We start from the raw sequence: 21,665 nt of genomic DNA, 5'->3' as shown, positions 1-21,665 counted from the left end.
CCACCGAAAAAGCAGAGAATAAGAAAGATGATTTACAATAGGCAAGCCGCTTTACGCTCTACATGTGCCGTAATCGCGACACTTCTTCTTTCAGCATGTTCGCAAGAACCCGCTGATGTTAAAGCGAAAGGTGAAGCATCTCCGCATTTGTTGATATTTGCTGGTGACGACAATGAACAAGATTCAGATTTTATGGTCACTTTCGATGTTGACCCCAAGAGTAAAACTTTTGGCGAGCCGGTTTTATCGCAGCCTGTTGCTCACAAAAATTCGATGCCCCATCACATGGAATATGTGGCGCCGCCCAAAGGCGAACCTATTTTCATGAATAGTCATCACCCTGAAGTCAGTTACATTGTTGATGTTTCTGACGAGGGGGCGGCGTCCGTTAACATGACATTTAAGCCGCCAGCCCCTTTTCGCTATCCGCATGATTATACACGCACACCATCAGGTACGCGATTGGTGGGTTTTTTACGCAGTGAGGGGCCAAGCCCTGATCCAACAGAAGAGCTGATCCCTGCTGGTCATGGGGGTGTCGCTGAATACAACACAAATGGTGATCTTCTTCGTTCGGTGTCGGCTGGGGTGCCAGACATGAAAAAAGCCGTTCGCCCCTATGCTTTTGCCTTGCTGCCGGAAAAGGATCGTTTTTTGGTCACAAGTGCCCCCATGCATGAAAGCTCATGGGCTGATGTGGTTCAGATTTATAGCTATTCAGATTTTTCACTGCTGCATACACTGGACTTGCCGGTAGGAAAATTAGAAGACGGTACAGTGATGGAAGGCTCGCAAAGAGCTGGTTTTGGCCCGCGCGTTTTGGATGATGGATCTATATTCTTAAACTCTTACGGTTGCGCTTTTTATCACATAACGGATGTGGAGACGGACAAGCCAAATTTATCGATGGTCTATGCTTTAGACACAAAGCGTGTATGGCGGAAAAGCCATATTCGTGGCGCTTGTGGTATTCCGGTACGTGTTGGCAACTATTGGATACAGCCGGTTGGAACATCAAGGGCTGTTGTTGTGTTGGATATTTCAAACCCTGATAAACCGCGCGAAGTTTATCGTTTAAAGACACCAAGATTTTTTAAGCCTCATTGGCTAGCCAAAGACCCGCAAAGCAATCGTTTTGTGCTTGGTGCAGAGTTGGGCGGTGAGCAGGGGTTCTTCATGTTACGTTTTAATGAAGAAAATGGAGAGCTCGGTTTTGATAACGATTTTAATGGCGTCAAAGATGGTGTGATCTACGACACCACATACAAAGGATATCTGTCGCTAGAGAGACCTTCCTGGCCGCATGGTGAAACCGGAACCGCATGGGGACATGCAGCACTGTTTTTGGGAAAATAATCGAAACAGTAATTAATCGTATCGGGATTGTTTAGGCTTTGAGGGCAAGGCTTATTCTAATTTTGCCTTATCAAGGTGGTGTTCATTTTGAAAAAAATGGCTCCCCGAGCAGGACTCGAACCTGCGACCCAATGATTAACAGTCATTTGCTCTACCAACTGAGCTATCGGGGATTAGCCGTCTCGACGCGAACGTGAGACCGCTCCTATAACAAAGGTTTTTCTCACTTGCAAAGCCTAAAATCCAAAAAACCTAGGGAAATTTAAAAATGAGGTTTTTCTGGGCATTTTTACTTATATATCAAGCCCATCAGCAAACTCGGCATTTTCTTGAATGAATTGAAAACGCGCTTCGGGTTTGTTGCCCATCAGGCGAGTCACTGTGTCAGCAGTGATGCCATCGGCTTCATCGATGATTTCAACTCGCAAGAGCGTGCGCTTTGTGGGGTCCATGGTGGTTTCTTTCAACTGCTTTGGCAGCATTTCACCAAGACCTTTGAAGCGCCCTATATCGATCTTGCCGCGCCCGTTGAATTCTTCTTCCAGAAGTTGATCTTTATGAGCGTCATCACGGGCATAAAGTGTTTTTCCGCCCTGAGAGATGCGATAAAGTGGAGGAACGGCCATGAAGAGGTGCCCGTCGCGGACTAGTTGTGGCAGTTCACGGAAAAAGAAGGTGATGAGTAGGGCGGCGATATGCGCGCCGTCCACATCCGCATCTGTCATGATGATAACCCGCTCATAGCGCAAATCTTCGTCGCGATAGCGTGAGCCAGTGCCGCAGCCAAGCGCTTGAATAAGATCAGCAAGCTGTTGATTGCTGGCGAGCTTATCGCGTCCAGCATTGGCCACATTCAAAATTTTACCGCGCAGGGGAAGAATGGCTTGATTTTTGCGGTTACGGCCTTGTTTGGCTGATCCGCCCGCGCTGTCTCCTTCGACGATGAAAATTTCAGACCCAGCAGCGGAATTTTGACTGCAATCAGCGAGTTTTCCGGGCAGGCGTAGTTTGCGCACAGCGCTCTTGCGGTTAATGTCGCGTTCTTGACGGCGGCGAAGGCGCTCATCAGCGCGGTCTATCACCCATTCTAAGAGCTTGTTGGCTTGGTTTGGGGAGCCGGTGAGCCAATGATCAAATTGGTCGCGCACCGCATTTTCAACAATGCGAATGGCTTCTGTCGTGGCGAGTTTATCTTTGGTTTGGCCAACAAACTCTGGCTCGCGGACAAAAACGGAAAGCATGGCCGCACAAGACGTCATGATGTCGTCACTGGTGATAACCGCGCCTTTTTTGTTGCCGGTCAATTCTGCGTAGTTTTTTAAACCGCGTAAGAGCGTGGTGCGAAAGCCGGCTTCATGTGTGCCGCCCTCGGCAGTGGGGATGGTATTGCAATAAGAATTGACATAGCCGTCACCCGCAAACCATGCCACGGCCCATTCAACAGCGCCATGACCACCGGGGCGGTCGGTTTTCCCTGCAAAGAGTTCATCAACGACTTTTTTCTCTGCACCCAAACGCTCATTGAGAAAATCTTTTAAGCCGCCGGGAAAATGAAAGGTGGCTTTCGGTGGTGTTTGATCTTTTTCACTCAAAAGTTCAGGAGAGCAGGTCCAGCGAATTTCAACGCCGCCAAAAAGATAGGCTTTTGAGCGGGCCATTTTCATCAGGCGGGCAGGAGAGAATTTTAGGCGGGGGCCAAATATCTGGGCATCTGGATGAAAACTGACACGGGTGCCGCGACGATTGTGAACAGGGCCGAGGTTTTCAAGGCCGCCTTGTGCAATGCCGCGTGAGAACGATTGACGATAGAGGGTTTTGTTGCGTGCAACCTCAACCTCAAGGCGATCAGAAAGCGCGTTGACCACGGATATGCCGACACCATGAAGGCCACCGGATGTTTCATAAACATCTGAGTCAAATTTTCCGCCTGCATGCAACGTCGTCATAATGACTTCTAGGGCAGATTTATCTTTGAATTTTGGATGGGGGTCGACGGGAATACCACGACCATTGTCAGTGATAACGAGCGACCCATCAGCTTCAAGACAGACGTCAATCCATGTGGCGTGACCTGCCACGGCTTCATCCATGGAGTTGTCAATGACCTCAGCGAAGAGGTGGTGCAAGGCTTTTTCATCGGTGCCGCCGATATACATACCCGGGCGCCGGCGTACGGGCTCCAGCCCTTCCAAAACTTCGATATCTGCTGCCGTGTAACCGGCTTCTTGCGGTGTCGTAGATTGGGATGCTTTTTTGGCTGATGGAAGCGATTTTTTCGGCTGAGCCGATGATGGCTTTTGCGTCATTTCAGATGCCGCAGGCGCTTGCGGCGCTGTCGATAGTTCGGCCGCCGGCGTAACGTTGGAAAAAAGATCGTCTGGGTTGTTAATACTCATGAATTTCCTGCTGAAGAAGTACTAAGAAATAGTAACTGACTCGTAAGAACCCATACACTGGTGGCATAAAACTTTTGCACGTCTACTCTTTGTTCTGGTTTATGCCCTTGATTTTCCATGACTTATCCACAAAAAAGAACAAAAGTAGAACTAATAATGGCGCTTATTTGTCATCATAATGGTCGTGTTCTTATCAAAAACCTTGATAGATTCGTTCGATGGCGTCCATCATCTCATTAAAGTGCGTTACAATTTTGTCTGGTTGCAGGCTTTCAATTGTCACATCGCTATAGCCGAATGTAACACCGATTGAGGGGATGTTAGCCGCTTTTGCGGTGTTGATGTCTGTGGCGCTGTCCCCGATCATAATGGCCTTCGATCGGTTCGCTTTTGCAGCCTCTATTGTGCCGAACAAATGAGCAGGGTCAGGTTTGCGAACAGGGAAAGTATCTGATCCGCAGATTGCTGCAAAATAATGATCAAGTTTTAGCTGAGAGAGAAGCTTGCGCGACATGCCTTCATATTTGTTGGTGCACACGGCCAATGTCCAACCTTGAGCCTTGAGTGTATCGAGCACATCCACCACACCCTCAAAGGGGCGGGTCTCATCTGCCAGATGGTCCACATAAATATCCAGAAAGTCTTTATGAAGCCGGCCGCGTACTGCCTCATCCAGAGTTTTGTCATAATAGAGATATGCTTTATCAAGCATTTTTAATGCACCTTGACCAACAAGGTGGCCAACTTGATCGTATGGGATAGGCGGCAAGCCTTCTTTTGCGATCACTTTGTTCAGTGTTCCAATGAGATCGGGCGCACTATCGACAAGTGTGCCATCAAGATCAAAGACAACGATGGAGCCTGATGTGGCTTTGAGTTGATTGGGCATGATAGGCTTTCCGTGGAAGATATGAGTTGTCTTGCGCTATCTGATCCGCGCGTAGATCGCAAGATGGCAACAAAATCAGCCCCATTTTTCTTGGCGCGGGTGTATTGGCGTGATAGGCACAGTCTTAGGGATATTATTACGCGCATTAAAGTGAGCTATGCGCGATAGTTTATTAGGGAGAACAACTTGCAGCTTAAAGATCAGGGTCTTTTTCAAGAGCAATGCTATGTCAACGGCATCTGGGTGGGTGATAGTGTTTCTGAAGTAACAAACCCGGCAACGGGCGAGGTGCTTGGTCGGGTTCCCAATTTAGGGGCTGCGGAGACCCGTTTTGCGATTGAGCAAGCTGATGCCGCTTTTAAACCTTGGGCAAAAATGCTTGCAAAGGAGCGGACAGCCATTCTTCGTAAGTGGCATGATTTAATCGTTGAAAACGCTGATGATCTGGCGATGATTATGACTCTGGAACAAGGTAAGTCGCTGGTGGAAGCCAAGGGTGAAGTGCTTTATGGCGCGGGTTTCGTTGAGTTTTATGCCGATGAAGCACGTCGTGTTTATGGCGAGACAATACCAACATTTCGTGCTGACAGTCGCGTGGTTGTTGTCAAGCAGCCGATTGGTGTCACGGCTGCTATCACGCCGTGGAATTTCCCCTCAGCCATGATCACTCGAAAAGTTTCGCCGGCTTTGGCTGTGGGCTGCACGGCTGTCATTAAACCGGCACCTGACACGCCGTTCAGCGCTTTTGCGCTTGCAGTGCTTGCCGAACGGGCAGGCATTCCTGCTGGGGTTCTCAATATTATCACTGGTGATGCACCTGCAATTGGGCAGGAAATGTGCAGCAATCCGACTGTTCGTTTTATGGGCTTTACGGGTTCTACGGCTGTGGGCAAGCTTTTGATGAAACAATCTGCTGATACGGTGAAGCGGGTTGGTATGGAGTTGGGTGGAAACGCACCCTTTATCGTCTTTGATGATGCTGACCTTGATGCTGCCGTTGAGGGGCTGATGATGTCCAAATATCGCAACAGTGGGCAAACCTGTGTCTGTGCAAACCGTATCTATGTGCAAGACGGTGTCTTTGATGCTTTCTCTGCCAAATTCGTTGAGGCTGTATCAAAATTGAAGGTCGGCCCGGGCATAGAGGAGGGCACCACGCAAGGCCCGCTGATTAATATGGCGGCTGTTGAAAAAGTTGAAGATCATGTGAAAGATGCTGTTGCTCATGGTGGAAAAGTGCTGATTGGTGGCAAACGCCATGAACTGGGTGGTACTTTCTTTGAACCAACGGTTGTGACCGGTGCAACATTGGATATGAAAGTGAGCCGCGAAGAAACATTTGGCCCGCTTGCACCTCTTTACCGCTTTAAGGATGAAGATGACGTCGTGAAGCTGGCCAATGACGTACCGGCTGGCTTGGCGGCTTATTTCTATTCCCGCGATATCGGGCGCGTGTGGCGTGTTGCTGAAGAGTTGGAATATGGCATGGTTGGCATTAATGTTGGTATTCTAGCATCATCTGAAACTCCCTTTGGTGGCGTGAAAGAATCTGGCATCGGCCGTGAAGGCTCGCATCATGGTGTCGAAGAATTTTTGGAAATGAAATATATGCTGATGTCAGGTATTTAGCGGTAAGAATTGATGGCTATTAATTTGAAAAAAGCAGCCGCTGAGGCTGCTATGGAATGGATTAAACCCGGTATGAAGCTAGGGCTGGGTACGGGTTCTACTGCAAACGAGTTGGTGCATTTGATTGGTGATGCAGTAGAGCAAGGCTTGGATATTACCTGTGTGCCAACCTCAAAGGCCACCCATGCGCTTGCAACCACGAGAGGCATCAAGCTTGCAACTCTTGATGAGTTGCCAGAGCTTGATTTGACGATTGATGGTGCCGATGAGATTGGTCCTGGATTGTCGCTTATCAAAGGCGGCGGTGGGGCGCATTTGCGCGAGAAGGTTGTCGCGCAGTCATCTAAGCAAATGCTGGTCATTGCTGATAGCTCTAAGGTTGTTGATGCGCTTGGCATTTTTCCGCTACCGCTAGAAGTTTTGCAATTTGGCTTTGAGGCAACCAAAATAGCTCTAGAAGATGCCTTTGCCGCTGAGGGGCTGTCAGGCTCTTTGTCTTTGCGCATGAACGATGGCGATCCTTTCGTCACGGACAATGCAAATTATGTGCTGGATGCTTCTTTTGGGTTGATTGAGAATCCAACCTCGCTTGTTGCTCGGTTTGCTAATGTGCCAGGTCTCGTTGAGCATGGATTTTTCTTAGGCATTGCAACAGCTGCTGTTGTTGCAAGTAGCGAGGGCGTCTCTACACTCTACCCTTAGGAGGGGATGATCATTGGATCTGAAAACCATCTTTTACGGAGGACTGCTGGTTTTGATGGCAATCGTGGGGGGCGCAGATCAAGTGCGCGCGCAGGGGTCTCAGCCAATCGAAACAGATGAAATCACGCAGGAGCATTTGAATTTGGCTTATGAAGCGGTTTTCATCACGCGTTCAAGCCGTGCATATAATGAAATAGTACCCAATTTAGCGCGCCGAGCAAAAGCAGAACTTAGTGAAAAATACCCAGACTTGAAAAATGATATTCATCGGGCTGTTGATGAGACAGCTATCAAACTTGCTAAGCGACAAGGAGAATTGGATCTTGCAATTTCACGTCGCTGGGCGAAACGTTTTTCTAAAAGTGAATTAAGAGAGATATCGGCGTTTTATGCAACGCCAGCAGGCACAAAATTGGCCAAGAAAAATACAGAATTGATTGCCTCAGGGTTGGATGAAGCACGCAAATGGGGGGCTGAAATAGGAGGCCATTTGATTGCTGAGGTTCAATTAAAACTAAAAGCATCTGGACATAAGCTTTGATATTCAAACGATAATAGTTATATAGCAATGACTTATGCTTAAACCCTTCCAGAAATGATTGTTCGATAAAGGATATATAATGACGCAATACGATTACGATCTGTTTGTTATTGGAGCGGGTTCTGGGGGTGTTCGTGCATCGCGCATTGCTGCGAGTTATGGTGCAAATGTTGCTATTGCGGAAGAATATCGTGTCGGCGGAACATGTGTCATTAGGGGGTGTGTTCCGAAGAAGTTGCTTGTCTATGCCTCACATTTTCCTGAATATTTTGAGGATGCGGAAGGCTATGGCTGGTCGAAACCAGAAAGCACCTTTGAGTGGTCTAAATTGATTGCCAATAAAGACGCCGAGATTGATCGGTTGAATAGTATCTATATCAAAAATATTAAAAGTTCTGGTGTTGAGATATTTCAATCTCGCGCTGAGTTGGTAGATAAACATACAATCAAATTGGTAGGACTTGATAAAACCGTTACCGCTGAACGGATTTTGATTGCCACAGGCGGCACGCCTCATGTTGATGATGAAATGCCGGGCGTTGAGCATACGATCACCTCAAATGAAGCGTTCCATCTGGAAGAATTTCCAAAGCGCGTGATTGTTACTGGTGGTGGTTATATTGCGGTTGAATTTGCGTGTATTTTTAATGGGCTGGGTGCTGAGACACACCTGATGTATCGCGGTGATCAAATTTTACGCGGGTTCGATAATGAAGTGCGTCAATTCCTGTTTGATGAAATGACAAAAAAGGGCATCAAGATTCATCTCAATGATGTCTTTACAAAGGTCGACAAAGCGGCTGATGGGCTGCATGTGCATACCAAACAAGGCAAAGAGATAACCGTTGACGAAGTTATGTTTGCGATAGGGCGCAAGCCAGCCATTCAAGGGCTTGGGCTTGAAAATGCTGGTGTGAAGCTGAACAAAAAAGGGGCGATTGAGGTTGATGAATTGTCTCAAACTAATGTTGAGAACATCTATGCTGTAGGCGATGTTACTGATCGCGTTAACCTGACCCCTGTTGCTATTCGCGAGGGCCATGCCTTCGCTGATACGGTCTATGGAGGCAAGGAAGTGATTGTTGATCATTCATGCATTGCTACGGCCGTTTTCTCGCAACCTGAAATTGGTACTGTGGGGCTTGGCGAAGAAGAGGCGGTTGAGCTTTATGGTGACATTGATGTTTATCGCTCGTCGTTCCGCCCTATGAAGAATATTTTGCCAGGGCGTGATGAGAAAATGCTGTTGAAGATTCTTGTGGATGCAAAAACTGACCGCGTGGTTGGATGTCATATTATTGGGCCGGAATCAGGCGAAATGTCTCAGCTCGTAGGGGTAGCCATGAAAATGGGCGCGACCAAAGCTGATTTTGACCAGACAGTCGCAGTTCATCCAACGGCTTCCGAAGAATTGGTGACTATGCGGACTGTCTCTGAAAAAATTAGAAAATAGGCTATAGTGGTTATTGGTACCTATTGAGAGGCTGTTATGAGTTTAATGTTGAAATCAATGGCCGCTGTTGTAAGCGCGGTTTTGCTGGTTGGTTGTGGTCCTTTGGCAGGTGAGGGAAAGCCAGAATTGGCGGTTGCCCCAACTGATAGCACGACAAGTGGCTCGGCTCTCGCAGCGCTTCAGCCGGGAACAACGTGGGTTGCCTATGAGATCCGAAAAGCAAAGATTACTCTTGTTCCATCATATTGTGCTGCTGAGCCTTTTCTCATTTATACGGCACCCACAGTGGCCGAGCAAAATGGGGTTTGTGTTTATACGGATGAACTGAATGATGGCACATCACGCCCTAAACGCTCGGGCGAAATAATGGGCTTTAATCCGCCAGGATCATCAGGTCGTATATCGCAAGGCAAGCGCTTGAAAATTCAAGATAATAGCGTTGAGGCGAGAGTGTTTCAGTTGTTTTCCGTGGCGCCCGGACGCTATTTTCACGGGCTTGTTGGTTTCCAAAACACGCTTAGGCCGCTTGATGGGACCACGCCTTATTTCGATATACAAGCTGGCAAAATCAATTATGTGGGCTCTTACAATGTGCCTTTGGGCGCAGATTTAAAATGGGAACCCGATGCGCTTTTGCAGGCATTGGCTTCAAACGGGCCATCTTTCGATTTAAGTGCGGTGAATACGCAAGTGCCCAGACGCGGGGAGATAAAGTGTCTCGAGCCTGAAAAACCTAGATTTATAGTAGATATAAACCCCCTGAAGAGAACTAAGTGTTTTCTCACGTTGAGAGACGAATCCTATATTCGATAAGCTAGTATATGTTGTTTGCATGCCATGATTTAATTGTTGCTTGGAAAGTCAAACGATCTCGGTGTATACCCGTAGTTAAAGATGACTAATATGGCGCGACGAGAATGAAAGTTGATAATAGTATGAGTACGAATTGGACCCCAACGTCTTGGAGAAACAAGCCTATCCTTCAAGTTCCGGATTATCCGGATCAGGCACGACTTGAGGAATATGAGGCACGCTTGGCTGGCTATCCACCATTGGTGTTTGCCGGTGAAGCCAGGGCTTTAAAGGCTGAACTAGGCAAAGTTGCGAATGGCGAAGCCTTTTTATTGCAAGGCGGCGACTGTGCTGAAGCCTTTGCGGAGCATAATCCTGACAACATTCGCGACTTCTTCCGTGTCTTCCTGCAAATGGCGGTTGTTCTGACTTATGGAGCTGGTAAACCTGTTGTGAAAGTAGGGCGTATTGCGGGCCAATTTGCAAAACCACGCTCAGCGCCAACTGAAACGTCAGATGGCGTGGAGCTGCCCAGTTACCGTGGTGACATTATCAATGGTATTGATTTTAACGAAGCATCGCGTGTACCGGATCCTGAGCGTTTGATTATGGCTTACCGCCAATCCGCTGCGACCTTGAACCTGCTGCGTGCTTTTTCTCAAGGTGGCTATGCCAATCTTGAGCATATCCATGGTTGGATGTTGAATTTTGTTGAAGGCGAACAATCAGATCGTTACCGCGCTCTTGCAGATAAGATCAGCGAAGCGCTCGAGTTTATGAAGGCTGTTGGGATTACCTCGGAAAGCGCCCCTCAGTTGCGCTCGACTGATTTCTTCACAAGTCATGAGGCATTGCTGCTTGGCTATGAAGAGGCATTCACTCGGGTGGATTCAACCACTGGTGATCACTATGCAACAAGTGGTCATATGCTGTGGATTGGTGACAGAACTCGACAGCCAGATCATGCCCATGTGGAATATTTCCGTGGCATTAAAAACCCGATTGGCATTAAGTGCGGTCCATCCCTTGATCCCGATGAGTTGGTGCGGCTTCTAGAGGTTTTGAATCCTGAAGATGAGGCAGGGCGTATTACTCTGATTGCTCGATTTGGTGCAAACAAGGTGGGCGACCATTTGCCGGCTCTTGTCCGCGCGGTTAAAAAATCTGGCCGCACAGTTGTTTGGTCTTGTGACCCGATGCACGGCAATACAATCAAGGCAACGTCGGGTTTTAAAACCCGCCCGTTCGACAGCATTTTGTCTGAGGTTAAAGACTTCTTTGCGGTGCACCGTGCAGAGGGAACACACCCAGGTGGCATTCATGTTGAAATGACAGGCAAGAATGTGACTGAATGCACAGGCGGTGCGCGGGCGATCTCAGATGCTGATCTATCAGACCGCTATCACACCCATTGTGATCCGCGTCTCAATGCCCATCAGGCGTTAGAACTTGCGTTTTTGGTTGCTGAATTGATTAAAGAGCAACGGGATGAAAGCGCAATTAAATTAGCGGTTTAAACGCTTTTGTCGCTATCTATTGGAAGCCCCTGAACTGATACTCGAAAGTATCGATCAGGGGCTTTCTTTTTTAGAAATTGGTGCTGAGAAATTGTTCCACAGCTGCCCAGTATTCGGCTGCGTTGGATGAGCGGCCTTCAATCAAGGCAGATGATCCATGTTTGCCACCGCCTTTGGGTTTAAATCCAACAGCTTTGATATCCGCTGGTATAGCTTTGTGAATAGCTCTCCATTGACCGGTTTCTGATTTGGCGGAGCTTATAAAAGTTGGGACAGCGATGCCTTTGGCTGCACCTTGAACAGAAATGCCTTTCAAATATTCCCCCGGTGAGAAGGATAAAACGCCATCAACCTTTGCGCTTTTTTCGCCTGCGATAACTAAAACCAGAGATGAAGAGTAGGAAGAGCCCCAGATCACAACTTTTTTTACACCTTCGAGGCCGTTAGCATAGGCAATGGCAGCCTCTAGGTCTGGTCTTGCGGCGGCAAAGTTGGTTCGTTTAGAAGCTTTCGTAGCGCGCTGTGCTGTTTCGTTCTTGATACCAGCAAAAGCGCCGCCGGAGCGTTGATCGATGGCTAAGGTTGTATAGCCGAGTTTATTGAGGCGAGGAGCGATGGTTTTATATTCGCCCCGGCTTGAGCCTGCTTGATGGAACAAAACAATGGCTGTTGATGAGGACCCTTTGTTTAAATCCCCAGAAACAAGCAGACCGTCGGCTGCTTTGAAGCTGACAGACTCAGCAAAAGCATTAAAACTGAATAGGACAGCAATAAATGCGATGAAAAATTTGGCTAAATTGCGCATAATAATCTCCCTTTTTGTCTAGTCTTGCCGAATGAACATCACTGTCGTCAAATCAAGTTCAAGTGTGAGAGCCGTTTATATTTTGCCTTTGCATTAGACTAACGCATATTTCAGCATGGACATTTTATGAAAACGAGGGTAACCGATTGCCATGACAACAGTACGCTTCGCGCCATCCCCAACGGGAAAAATTCACATCGGCAACGCCCGCACCGCACTCTTGAACTGGCTTTATGCCAAGAAGCGGGGAGGTTCGTTTATCTTGCGCTTTGATGATACGGATCAAGAACGCTCCAAACAGGAGTATGCTGATACTATTTCTGCAGACCTTGACTGGATGGGCATTACGCCGGACCGGGTAGAAAAACAATCAGAGCGTTTTGCGCTTTATGATGAAGCTGCAAAAAAACTCAAAGAAGCCGGTCTACTTTATGCATGCTATGAGACGCCAGATGAGTTGGATCGTCAGCGAAAACGGCGTTTGGCGCGTGGACTCCCACCTGTTTATGATCGTTCTGCGCTCAAGCTAACAGAAGAAGATCACGCAAAATTTGCAGAGGAGGGCCGTAAGCCCCATTGGCGGTTTTTGCTTAAAAATTATGCTGATGATCCATTCGTCACGACCCGCACTGATAGTCGTTGGGATGATCTTATCAGGGGGCCTCAAACGGCTGATCTAGCCTCATTATCTGATCCAGTTCTCATTCGAGGGGATGGCACCTATCTCTATACATTGCCGTCTTGTGTTGATGATCTTGATATGGGTGTGACACACGTTATGCGTGGTGACGACCATGTCACCAATACTGCCGTTCAACTGATGGTTTTCAGTGCGTTAGGTGCAGAGAAACTGCCGACATTTGGACATCATAATCTATTGCAGGATAAATCAGGCGGAGGTCTGTCTAAGAGATTGGGATCACTGTCGATCGAAAACTTGCGATTAGACGGTTATGAACCTGGGGCGATTACGTCACTGGCAACATTGATTGGCACATCATTGCCCGTTGAGCCTAAGGCATCACTTGATGATCTTGTGGAGCTTTTTGAACCTGAAGTGGTGACGAAAAATTCTGCTAAGTTTGATCCTGATGACTTGAAAGCGTTGAATATGCGGCTGCTTCATTCAATGGATTATGGAAATGCTAAGCCACGCCTGGATGCGCTTGATATTGGCGGTGGTGAAGCATTTTGGGATGCGATCAAAGCCAATCTTGAGATGTTTGGCGACATTTCTGACTGGTGGAGTGCTGTGAGCGCCCCGCAAAGTGTTGAATTTAGCGAGGAAGACACAGAATTCTTGAAGGTTGCCAAACAGCGTCTACCCGAGGAGCCATGGGGTCAAGCAACATGGGGTGAGTGGACGAGTGTTTTAAAACAGGAGACGGGAAGAAAAGGTAAAGCTCTTTTCATGCCATTACGTCGTGCGCTCACTGGACTTGAATCTGGTCCGGAGCTAGGAGTAATTTTACAGATTGTTGGTCGTCAAGAAACGTTGGCCCGATTACCCTGACGCCTGTGTCGGCAATTTTTGATGGGTCATAGGTTGTAATAACATTGGTTGCTATAATTTCTTCTTTCACTTCTTTGATCGATTTGAGATGAAATCTTCCGATCTGCGCCATATGGGTATCAGCATCGATGAAGAGATCTGGCTTTGGTGAGGGTTGATCGAGTGCATTGTCAAATTGACCTGCAGCATTAACTAAGCGGGATTGCTTTTCAGCCAAGACTTCGCCTAGCGCCGCGCCTGCGACTTGTTTGAAGGCGCTTTGTGTTGGGCGGCGTGGGCATATTTGATTGCTAACAACCTCACGACGATGGCGGAATGCATTCGGCAACTCTGCATAAAGTCGTCCCGCTAGGTCTTTCATATCCTCAGTACTTTCGCTTGGATTATGATGGAAAAAGAGCCGCATTTCTGTGCTTGGATTGCTGGCTTCACAAAATGCTCTGTCATTATCGAAATTTTTTCTGACCGTCGCAAAATTGATGGGGAAGTAGTAGCCGTCGCATACGCGTACACACATAGTTCTGTAGACTCTACCTAAAGAGGGTTTTGAATTCTGCGGTGCGGCTTTTCTTTGTTGTTCTTGCAATCGAAGTCTTTGCTGTTGCCTAAATCTTTCTTCGCGTGCGCGGCGTTTGCGCCTTTGGCCGCCAAACAGACGTTCTAAAAGTCCAGCTTTTTTTATGCTACCTCTTTGTTCTCTAGGGTCGCTATTATTTGCCTGTCGAGTGATTGAACCACAGCGCAATTTTTGTATTTTTCTTCTAACCTTTTGTTTTTCTTTGCGAACCTGTGCAGCTGTTTTAGTTTTTGCAGGTTGTGCTCTATCGCGCTTTAAACCCAGCTTTTTGAGGTTGTTTTGCATTTTGCCAATTTTGTTGAGCAGCGAAGGGCAAGAGGCGGCACCTTTGCCGGTCCTTTTGCCTGAACGTGAGATGCATTGTAATCCAACAGCATCACGTTTCGCATGTTTTAGCGCCTTAGCTTGGCGTTTAAATAGCGAGTCAAAGTGTTTGAAATTAGCGCTTTTAGGAGAAGAACTTGTGCTTAAAACATTGAGCTTTGTCAGCTGACCACGCAATGCACGGCATTGCTGGCTTTCTGCATAGGCGCTTTGTGAGGAAAGGGAAGCAAGAAAGAATGCACTAAAAAAACAAGGCAGCACTGAAATGGCAAATTTGCGTTGCTTGGATCGATTATTCAATGTGTTTACTCTCATCAAAATCTGCCTTGCGCTATGAAATATGCAACCCGCAGTGATATCTGTGGATTATGTCATAGCCTTTATGAACGCTAACAAAACACAAAAAGCTTTTATTAACGTAAATGCGAGTCAGGATTTAATCAGAATTTTGTAATAGCCAAATGAGAGCGATGGCTTTTTATGATTTTGCTTTTCTTTCTTGAGCTTCAACAGCGGCGATAGCGGTCATATTGACGATGCCGCGTGATGTAACTGATGGGGTGATAATATGTGCAGTTTCCTTTGCGCCCAACATAATTGGCCCAACATGTAAGGCATCGGTCATCGATTTCACCATATTCATCGTGATATTTGCCGAATTCAGGTCAGGGAAGACAAATAGGTTCGCTGGCTGGTCTCCTAAAGGTGAATTCTCAACGATACGATTTCTTTGGAACGGGCTAAGGGCAGCATCGGCGTGGATTGGGCCGTCAACAATGAGGTCAGGCGCTTTTTCTCCTAAAATTTCCAAAGCGCGGGTCATTTTTTGTGAGGATTTTGTCTCTCTAGATCCAAAATTTGAAAAAGATAAAAGGGCGGCGCGTGGTTGCAATCCGAATCGTTCGATCTCCGCAGATGCTTTGATCGTCATCTCGGCAATCTCTTCTGCTGAAGGATCTTCGGTTACATATGTATCCGTAAAGAAGAAAGCGCCTTGCTGGTTGAGTAACAGGCTAAGAGCTGAAAAATCACTGACATCGTTCTCTAAACCTAAAACCCAATGGAACACACGTAAATGGCGAGAAAAACGACCTTCAAGACCACAAATCAAAGCATCGGCATCGTTGCGTTTCACGGCGAGGGCGCCGATCACACTGGTGTTTGTACGCACTAGGTTTTTTGCGGCTGCTGGCGTGATGCCTTTTCTGCCAGCTAATTCATGCATCAGATCAACATAGTCGCGATAGCGTGGATCATCTTCTGGATTAATAACGTCAAAATCGGTCCCGATTTTCATCTTTAAACCATAGCGCTCCATTCGCTGATTTATAACGGCAGGGCGGCCAATTAAAATCGGTTTTGCAAGCTTATCCTCGATCACTGCTTGTGTGGCACGCAACACACGCTCATCTTCGCCGTCACTATAGATAACGCGCATCAATTCAGTTTTTGCTTGCTCAATCACTGGTTTCATAATGAGGCCAGAGCGGAACACGAAACGATTTAGTTTTTCATTGTAAGCATCAAAATCTGTAATTGGGCGTGTTGCTACACCTGAATCCATGGCAGCCTTTGCAACAGCAGGTGCGATGCGTAAAATTAGGCGTTGATCGAAGGGTGAAGGAATAAGGTAGCCAGGGCCAAAACTTGGCAACTCACCGCCAATTGCTTTTGCGCTTGCATCATCTACAGCCTCACGCGCTAATTCAGCGATGGCTCGTGTTGCGGCCATTTTCATTTCTTCGTTGATCGTGGTGGCCCCAACATCAAGCGCGCCACGGAATATGAATGGAAAACACAAAACATTGTTCACTTGATTGGGAAAGTCTGACCGTCCCGTACAAATCATTGCATCAGGGCGAGCTGCTAATGCTTCATCGGGCATGATTTCTGGAGATGGATTGGCAAGAGCTAGAATAAGCGGCTTGTCAGCCATCTTTTTCACCATCTCTGGCTTTAAAACACCACCAGCAGAAAGCCCCATGAAAACATCCGCGTCTTCAATCACATCATCTAGGGTGCGCGCATCCGTATCTTTTACATAAACGTCTTTCCATTGGTTCATTTCTTCTTCGCGGCCCTTATAGGCAACGCCGTACCGGTCGGTTACCCAGATGTTTTCGACTTTCACACCGATTGTGACCAGTAAATTCAAACAGGCGAGGGCAGCAGCGCCTGCACCAGAAGTGACAACTTTAACATTGCTAAAATCTTTGTTGGCAAAATGAAGACCATTGGTGATCGCGGCTGCCGCAATAATGGCGGTGCCATGCTGATCATCATGAAAAACAGGAATGTTCATCCGCTCGCGCAATTGATCTTCAATGATGAAACATTCAGGTGATTTGATGTCTTCCAGATTAATGCCGCCAAATGTCGGCTCGAGCGCAGCAACAACGTCTGAGAATTTATCAATATCCGTCTCGTCAACTTCGATATCAAAGACATCTATGCCGGCAAATTTTTTGAAAAGAACTGCTTTGCCTTCCATCACTGGTTTGGAAGCCAGTGCGCCGATATCCCCAAGACCGAGAACGGCGGTGCCATTTGAAACCACACCCACTAGATTGCCGCGTGCTGTGTAATTGAAAGAAAGGGAAGGGTCGCGTTTTATCTCAAGACAAGGAGCGGCAACACCGGGAGAATAGGCAAGGGCGAGATCACGCTGGTTGCCGAGAGGCTTGGTTGCCTGTATTTCAAGCTTTCCAGGCTTAGGATTTTCGTGATAAAATAGAGCGTTCTGGTCGAGTTCACTCATCGTTGGTTTTGATTCAGACATAACCCATTACTCCCATTGTCGCTTTCAGATTGGAAGTTTGAATTTAGAATCAAACTGGAATCTTTCAGACGGTCCGCCCTAAAAGACATATAGGAGGCTGTAGCTTGCCTCAAGAAGAAAGACAGGAAGGTTTGGAATATATGGCTAAGGGTTATCCTTAGCTACTACTTGCATCAACGATATATGCAGTGGGTTCTGGAAGTTTGGCGAAATCAGGGCTTGTATCACTAACGACATGAACAAGGCCAACCATGAATATTCCTATGGTGGCAATGAAAAATGTAATCATAAAAAACGAACGAAATAAATGTACCATAAGATGTACCCCAGCTTTTCTATCTTTAGTTGTGATTAAGAATTATCACAACCGCTCTGAATGTTTTGTGAGATCTTCATTCAGGTTATATTCATAAAACTTGGCCCTTTAAGCGGGGTGATTTAGTTGACGTTTCAATTTTGATGGAGCACAACTGGTCTATGATAGAAGTTACCGCGATCCAATGTACGAGAGTTATCGACATTATTATCGGTTAGTTTGTAAAAACTGACCGTGCGTTCTCCTATTTTCTCATTGTAAAAAAACAAGAACAAACCGGTCAGGTCTATACGCGGCATTTGGCTTGTGGTTGAAAGAGAAACGACGAATATCTGAAGGGTTTATCAATGGCCGCCAAGGCAACTCCACAGCTTTACAATACGCTGACACGCAATAAGGCAGCATTTTCTCCGATTGATCCGGAAAATGTGCGCCTCTATGTGTGTGGCCCAACGGTTTATGATTTCGCCCATATTGGTAATGCCAGACCTGTGATTGTGTTTGATGTGCTGTTTCGATTGCTGCGCGATCTTTATGGTGCTGACAAGGTGACCTATGTGCGAAATATCACGGACGTTGACGACAAGATAAACGCGCGCGCGCTAGAGATGCATGGTGAGGCGATAAAAGCGGGCACAATGAGCCTGAATGATGCCATTCGTGAAGTGACAGAGAAAACAGCTAATCAGTTCCAAAGCGATATGGCGGCGCTTGGGTGTCTTGATCCTTCACATCAGCCCCGCGCGACTGAAAACATTGCTGAGATGATTTCGATCATTCAAACGCTGATTAACAAGGGCCATGCTTATGTTGCGTCAGGTTCTGAGGGGCGTGAAGTACTCTTTCGTGTTGGTTCAATGGGCGCTTATGGGGAGTTGTCAAAACGCAAGCTTGAAGATCAGCAAGCAGGTGCACGTATTGCCGTAGAGGATCACAAGGAAAACGCGGGTGACTTCGTACTTTGGAAGGCATCAGATGAGAACACACCGGGCTGGGATGCCGCTTTTGATCTATCTGGCGAAAGTGTTGCGATTTATGGTCGTCCGGGTTGGCACATTGAATGTTCAGCGATGAGCGAGCGCTATTTGGGCAAGACCTTTGATATTCATGGTGGTGGGATTGATCTGGTTTTTCCGCACCATGAAAATGAAATCGCTCAATCCTGCTGTGCTTTTGGTGTTGAGCATATGGCCAAGGTATGGATGCATAATGGATTTTTGCGGGTTGAAGGCGAGAAGATGTCAAAGTCGCTTGGCAATTTCATTACCGTTTATGATCTGTTGCATACGGAAAATGTAGGTGGGCGCAAATGGCCGGGAGAGGTGATCCGTTTTGCAATGTTGATGACCCATTACCGGGAGCCGATTGACTTTAGTGTGAAGCGTTTGCAGGAGGCTGAAAACACGCTTCGGCGCTTGCAGCGTCGCGCAAAAGAGGGTGATGATTTTGGCGAAGATAGCGGCTTCTATGATGCTCTTTTTGATGATGTGAATACATCTATGGCTCTGCATTCTCTTGCTGATATGTCAGGCAAGGTGTTGATGAATGCGCTGACATTTCTCAGCTTGTCAGTGGAATCAGATATGAGTGGCGTGGATGAGGCAGCGATAGAGGAACAAATTTCAGCGCGTCTTGCTTTGTTGAAGGCCAAAGACTGGGCGGGTGCGGATGAAATTCGCGATGCGCTTCTGGCTGATGGCATACAGTTGAAAGACGGCAAAGACCCTGAGACCGGCGAACGCACCACCAGCTGGGAGGTGAAGCGATGAGTGAGACGAAAGAGCGACTTTATATTTTTGACACCACATTGCGCGATGGGCAGCAAACGCCCGGTGTTGACTTCTCGCTGGCTGATAAAATTCAGATCGCAGAGATGCTCGATGAGCTTGGCATTGATTTCATTGAGGGCGGATATCCGGGAGCAAATCCGACAGACACAGCTTTTTTTGAAGAAAAGCGCACCAAGGATGCGATCTTTACTGCTTTTGGTATGACCAAGCGGGTTGGCGTCTCGGCTTCCAACGACCCTGGCCTTGCCACACTTTTGGCCGCAAAAGCAGATGCTGTGTGTTTTGTAGCGAAAGCTTGGGACTATCATGTGAAGGTCGCGCTTGGATGCACGAATGAAGAAAACATAACGGCACTCAAAGAAAGCATTGAGACGGCGCGAGATGCCGGTAAACGCGCGCTGCTTGATTGTGAGCATTTCTTTGATGGCTATAAAGCCAACCGTGATTATGCACTTGCTGTTGCGCGTGCTGCCTATGAAGCAGGGGCCGAATGGGTTGTGCTATGTGACACCAATGGTGGCACTTTGCCGCATGAGATTTCCGAAATTGTGGCTGATGTGAGCGCCCATATACCTAACGATAGTTTAGGTATTCATACTCACAATGATACGGGTAATGCAGTTGCTAATACGTTGGCTGCGGTGCGTGCTGGCGTGCGCCATATCCAAGGCACATTAAACGGCATTGGCGAGCGATGCGGCAATGCAAATTTGGTATCACTCTTACCAACGCTGCTATTAAAAGATGAGTTTTCTTCGAATTTTGAGCTTAATGTATCGATTCAGCAAATAGAAAAAATAACAGCAATATCAAGAAGTTTCGATGAGATTCTAAATCAATCTTCGAGCAAGCAAGCGCCCTATGTTGGCTCGTCTGCCTTTGCGACAAAAGCAGGTATTCATGCCTCTGCAATTGTCAAAGAGCCAGAGACATATGAGCACATACCGCCGGAAAGCGTTGGCAATAAGCGCAATGTTATGGTGTCTGATCAGGCTGGTAAATCTAATCTGATTTCTGAGTTGACGCGTATGGGTATTGATGTGGAAAAAGGTGACAAGCGGCTTGATGGCTTGTTGCAGGAAATTAAGCAGCGCGAAGCTAACGGCTATTCTTATGAGGCGGCGGGGGCGTCGCTTGAAATTCTTGCGCGTAGTCGTCTTGGTGGGGCCGCGCGTTTTTTCGAGGTTGAAGGTTTTCGCGTAGCGGTTGAACGTCGCTTTAATGCTTTGGGTGAGGTGACCACCTATTCAGAGGCCATTGTTAGAGTGAGTGTTGACGGCAAGGAGTGTCATTCGGTTGCTGAAGGTAATGGTCCAGTCAATGCGCTTGATGTGGCTCTTCGAAAAGATCTTGGAAAATATCAACATCTGATCGATGATTTGGAACTTGTTGATTTCAAGGTACGTATATTGAACGGGGGCACAGAGGCGATTACCCGAGTTCTTATTGAAAGTAGGGACAGTAAGGGTAATCAATGGTTCACTGTTGGGGTGTCTGAGAACATTATAGATGCCTCTTTCGCAGCGTTGGTGGATTCTGTGCGGTACAAATTACTCAAAGAAAATGTCAACGCTTAGTGGGCGACGTCAGATTAATTTGCTGATGAGATCATCGTTTAGTGGTTCAGTTTTTTGCAAAGCTTCAGTTAGCATGGGAATAATTTCATCGGCTGATTTTGCTCTCAGTGGGTCGATATCAGGCTCACGGTAGATGAACGACTGAGCTTTCATATGTGATATTAATTCGATAAATGGCTGCCAGAAATTATCAAAGTCAGCGAGTACAATCGGTTTTTTGTGCTGTCCGAGTTGTTCCCATGTGAGCTGCTCAACAAGTTCTTCAAGTGTGCCAATGCCACCTGGTAAGGCAACAAAGGCATCGGCGCTTTCAAACATATGCATTTTCCGTTCATGCATATTCTTGGTTATTATTAAGGTATCTAGTTTTTCAGAAAATTCAGCTACCCCACTGATCTTATATAAAAATTCAGGAATAATTCCTGTTACTTTGCCGCCGTTATCTAGTGCACCATTTGCTACCGCGCCCATTAGACCTAAGTGACCGCCGCCATAGATCAAGCGTATATTGTTATCAGCTAATTGCTTGCCCAAGGCGTAAGTTTGCTCCTCATAAAGTGGATTTGAACCGCTACGTGAACCGCAAAACACGCATATGCTTTTTAGTTGATTCATCTGTGATTTCCCCATTTGATGATGCTTGTGTATTATAAACTAATGATCACGGCTATTTTCTATTTTAACAGGGGTGATCAAATATTTGATTTCG

16 protein-coding genes and 1 tRNA gene are annotated in these 21,665 nt (G+C 47.0%); 10 read left to right on the top strand and 7 right to left on the bottom strand.

The window, feature by feature from the left end; genetic code table 11:
* Window positions 1–27: 27 nt before the first annotated feature.
* Entirely contained in the window at window positions 28–1,356 is a 1,329-nt protein-coding gene (locus tag ABJ081_11265) for a hypothetical protein (GenBank protein ID MEP6357249.1), read from the top strand.
* A gap of 97 nt (window positions 1,357–1,453) precedes the next feature.
* Here the strand turns inward: ABJ081_11265 and ABJ081_11260 are convergent.
* The 3 genes from ABJ081_11260 to gph form a co-directional block, all read right to left on the bottom strand.
* Window positions 1,454–1,529, bottom strand: a tRNA-Asn gene (locus ABJ081_11260).
* A gap of 120 nt (window positions 1,530–1,649) precedes the next feature.
* Window positions 1,650–3,746 carry a DNA topoisomerase IV subunit B gene (gene parE / locus ABJ081_11255; protein ID MEP6357248.1) on the bottom strand — a complete coding sequence of 699 codons (2,097 nt, stop codon included), beginning with the start codon at window positions 3,744–3,746 and terminating at the stop codon, window positions 1,650–1,652.
* A gap of 199 nt (window positions 3,747–3,945) precedes the next feature.
* Window positions 3,946–4,641: a phosphoglycolate phosphatase gene (gph, locus tag ABJ081_11250; GenBank protein MEP6357247.1), complete on the bottom strand. Its 696-nt coding sequence runs from the start codon at window positions 4,639–4,641 to the stop codon at window positions 3,946–3,948.
* 186 nt (window positions 4,642–4,827) lie between these two features.
* On the opposite strand from gph, the gene ABJ081_11245 reads away from it, so the two are divergent.
* The 6 genes from ABJ081_11245 (at window position 4,828) to ABJ081_11220 (ending at window position 11,275) form a co-directional block, all read left to right on the top strand.
* Window positions 4,828–6,270: an NAD-dependent succinate-semialdehyde dehydrogenase gene (locus ABJ081_11245; GenBank protein ID MEP6357246.1), complete on the top strand. Its 1,443-nt coding sequence runs from the start codon at window positions 4,828–4,830 to the stop codon at window positions 6,268–6,270.
* A gap of 12 nt (window positions 6,271–6,282) precedes the next feature.
* The gene (rpiA, locus tag ABJ081_11240) at window positions 6,283–6,972 is read left to right on the top strand and encodes a ribose-5-phosphate isomerase RpiA (GenBank protein ID MEP6357245.1); all 690 of its coding nucleotides are present in this window, start codon (window positions 6,283–6,285) and stop codon (window positions 6,970–6,972) included.
* 13 nt (window positions 6,973–6,985) lie between these two features.
* Window positions 6,986–7,513 (top strand): DUF2059 domain-containing protein, encoded by a 528-nt coding sequence (locus ABJ081_11235; GenBank protein ID MEP6357244.1) that lies wholly within the window; start codon window positions 6,986–6,988, stop codon window positions 7,511–7,513.
* A 79-nt stretch (window positions 7,514–7,592) separates the two neighbouring features.
* Window positions 7,593–8,966 carry a glutathione-disulfide reductase gene (gene gor / locus ABJ081_11230; GenBank protein ID MEP6357243.1) on the top strand — a complete coding sequence of 458 codons (1,374 nt, stop codon included), beginning with the start codon at window positions 7,593–7,595 and terminating at the stop codon, window positions 8,964–8,966.
* Window positions 8,967–9,002: 36 nt separating this feature from the next.
* On the top strand, window positions 9,003–9,779 hold the full coding sequence (locus tag ABJ081_11225; GenBank protein ID MEP6357242.1) for a hypothetical protein: 777 nt from the start codon (window positions 9,003–9,005) through the stop codon (window positions 9,777–9,779).
* Between the two features lie 122 nt (window positions 9,780–9,901).
* Entirely contained in the window at window positions 9,902–11,275 is a 1,374-nt protein-coding gene (locus ABJ081_11220) for a 3-deoxy-7-phosphoheptulonate synthase class II (protein ID MEP6357241.1), read from the top strand.
* A gap of 70 nt (window positions 11,276–11,345) precedes the next feature.
* Here the strand turns inward: ABJ081_11220 and ABJ081_11215 are convergent, their stop codons facing one another.
* Window positions 11,346–12,080 carry an alpha/beta hydrolase gene (locus tag ABJ081_11215; protein ID MEP6357240.1) on the bottom strand — a complete coding sequence of 245 codons (735 nt, stop codon included), beginning with the start codon at window positions 12,078–12,080 and terminating at the stop codon, window positions 11,346–11,348.
* A 151-nt stretch (window positions 12,081–12,231) separates the two neighbouring features.
* Here ABJ081_11215 and gltX point away from each other — a divergent pair, with 151 nt between their 5' ends.
* Window positions 12,232–13,593, top strand: a complete 1,362-nt coding sequence (gene gltX / locus ABJ081_11210; GenBank protein ID MEP6357239.1) for a glutamate--tRNA ligase — start codon at window positions 12,232–12,234, stop codon at window positions 13,591–13,593.
* Here gltX and ABJ081_11205 read toward each other — a convergent pair.
* Window positions 13,511–14,809: a DUF2865 domain-containing protein gene (locus ABJ081_11205; protein ID MEP6357238.1), complete on the bottom strand. Its 1,299-nt coding sequence runs from the start codon at window positions 14,807–14,809 to the stop codon at window positions 13,511–13,513. The genes gltX and ABJ081_11205 overlap by 83 nt on opposite strands.
* 163 nt (window positions 14,810–14,972) lie before the next feature.
* Window positions 14,973–17,273 carry an NADP-dependent malic enzyme gene (locus tag ABJ081_11200; protein ID MEP6357237.1) on the bottom strand — a complete coding sequence of 767 codons (2,301 nt, stop codon included), beginning with the start codon at window positions 17,271–17,273 and terminating at the stop codon, window positions 14,973–14,975.
* Window positions 17,274–17,936: 663 nt separating this feature from the next.
* Between ABJ081_11200 and cysS the strand changes: the two genes are divergently transcribed.
* The gene (gene cysS, locus ABJ081_11195; protein MEP6357236.1) at window positions 17,937–19,358 is read left to right on the top strand and encodes a cysteine--tRNA ligase; all 1,422 of its coding nucleotides are present in this window, start codon (window positions 17,937–17,939) and stop codon (window positions 19,356–19,358) included.
* The gene (gene cimA, locus ABJ081_11190) at window positions 19,355–20,956 is read left to right on the top strand and encodes a citramalate synthase (protein MEP6357235.1); all 1,602 of its coding nucleotides are present in this window, start codon (window positions 19,355–19,357) and stop codon (window positions 20,954–20,956) included. Before cysS ends, cimA begins: the two co-directional genes overlap by 4 nt.
* 9 nt (window positions 20,957–20,965) lie before the next feature.
* Here the strand turns inward: cimA and ABJ081_11185 are convergent, their stop codons facing one another.
* Window positions 20,966–21,571: a TIGR00730 family Rossman fold protein gene (locus ABJ081_11185; GenBank protein MEP6357234.1), complete on the bottom strand. Its 606-nt coding sequence runs from the start codon at window positions 21,569–21,571 to the stop codon at window positions 20,966–20,968.
* Window positions 21,572–21,665: the final 94 nt, after the last annotated feature.

It is taken from the genome of Hyphomicrobiales bacterium (genome assembly GCA_039989895.1).
GTDB lineage: Bacteria > Pseudomonadota > Alphaproteobacteria > Rhizobiales > JACESI01 > JACESI01.
Note: the sequence above shows the minus strand (reverse complement) of the source record. Positions and strands in the feature narration are given on the sequence as shown.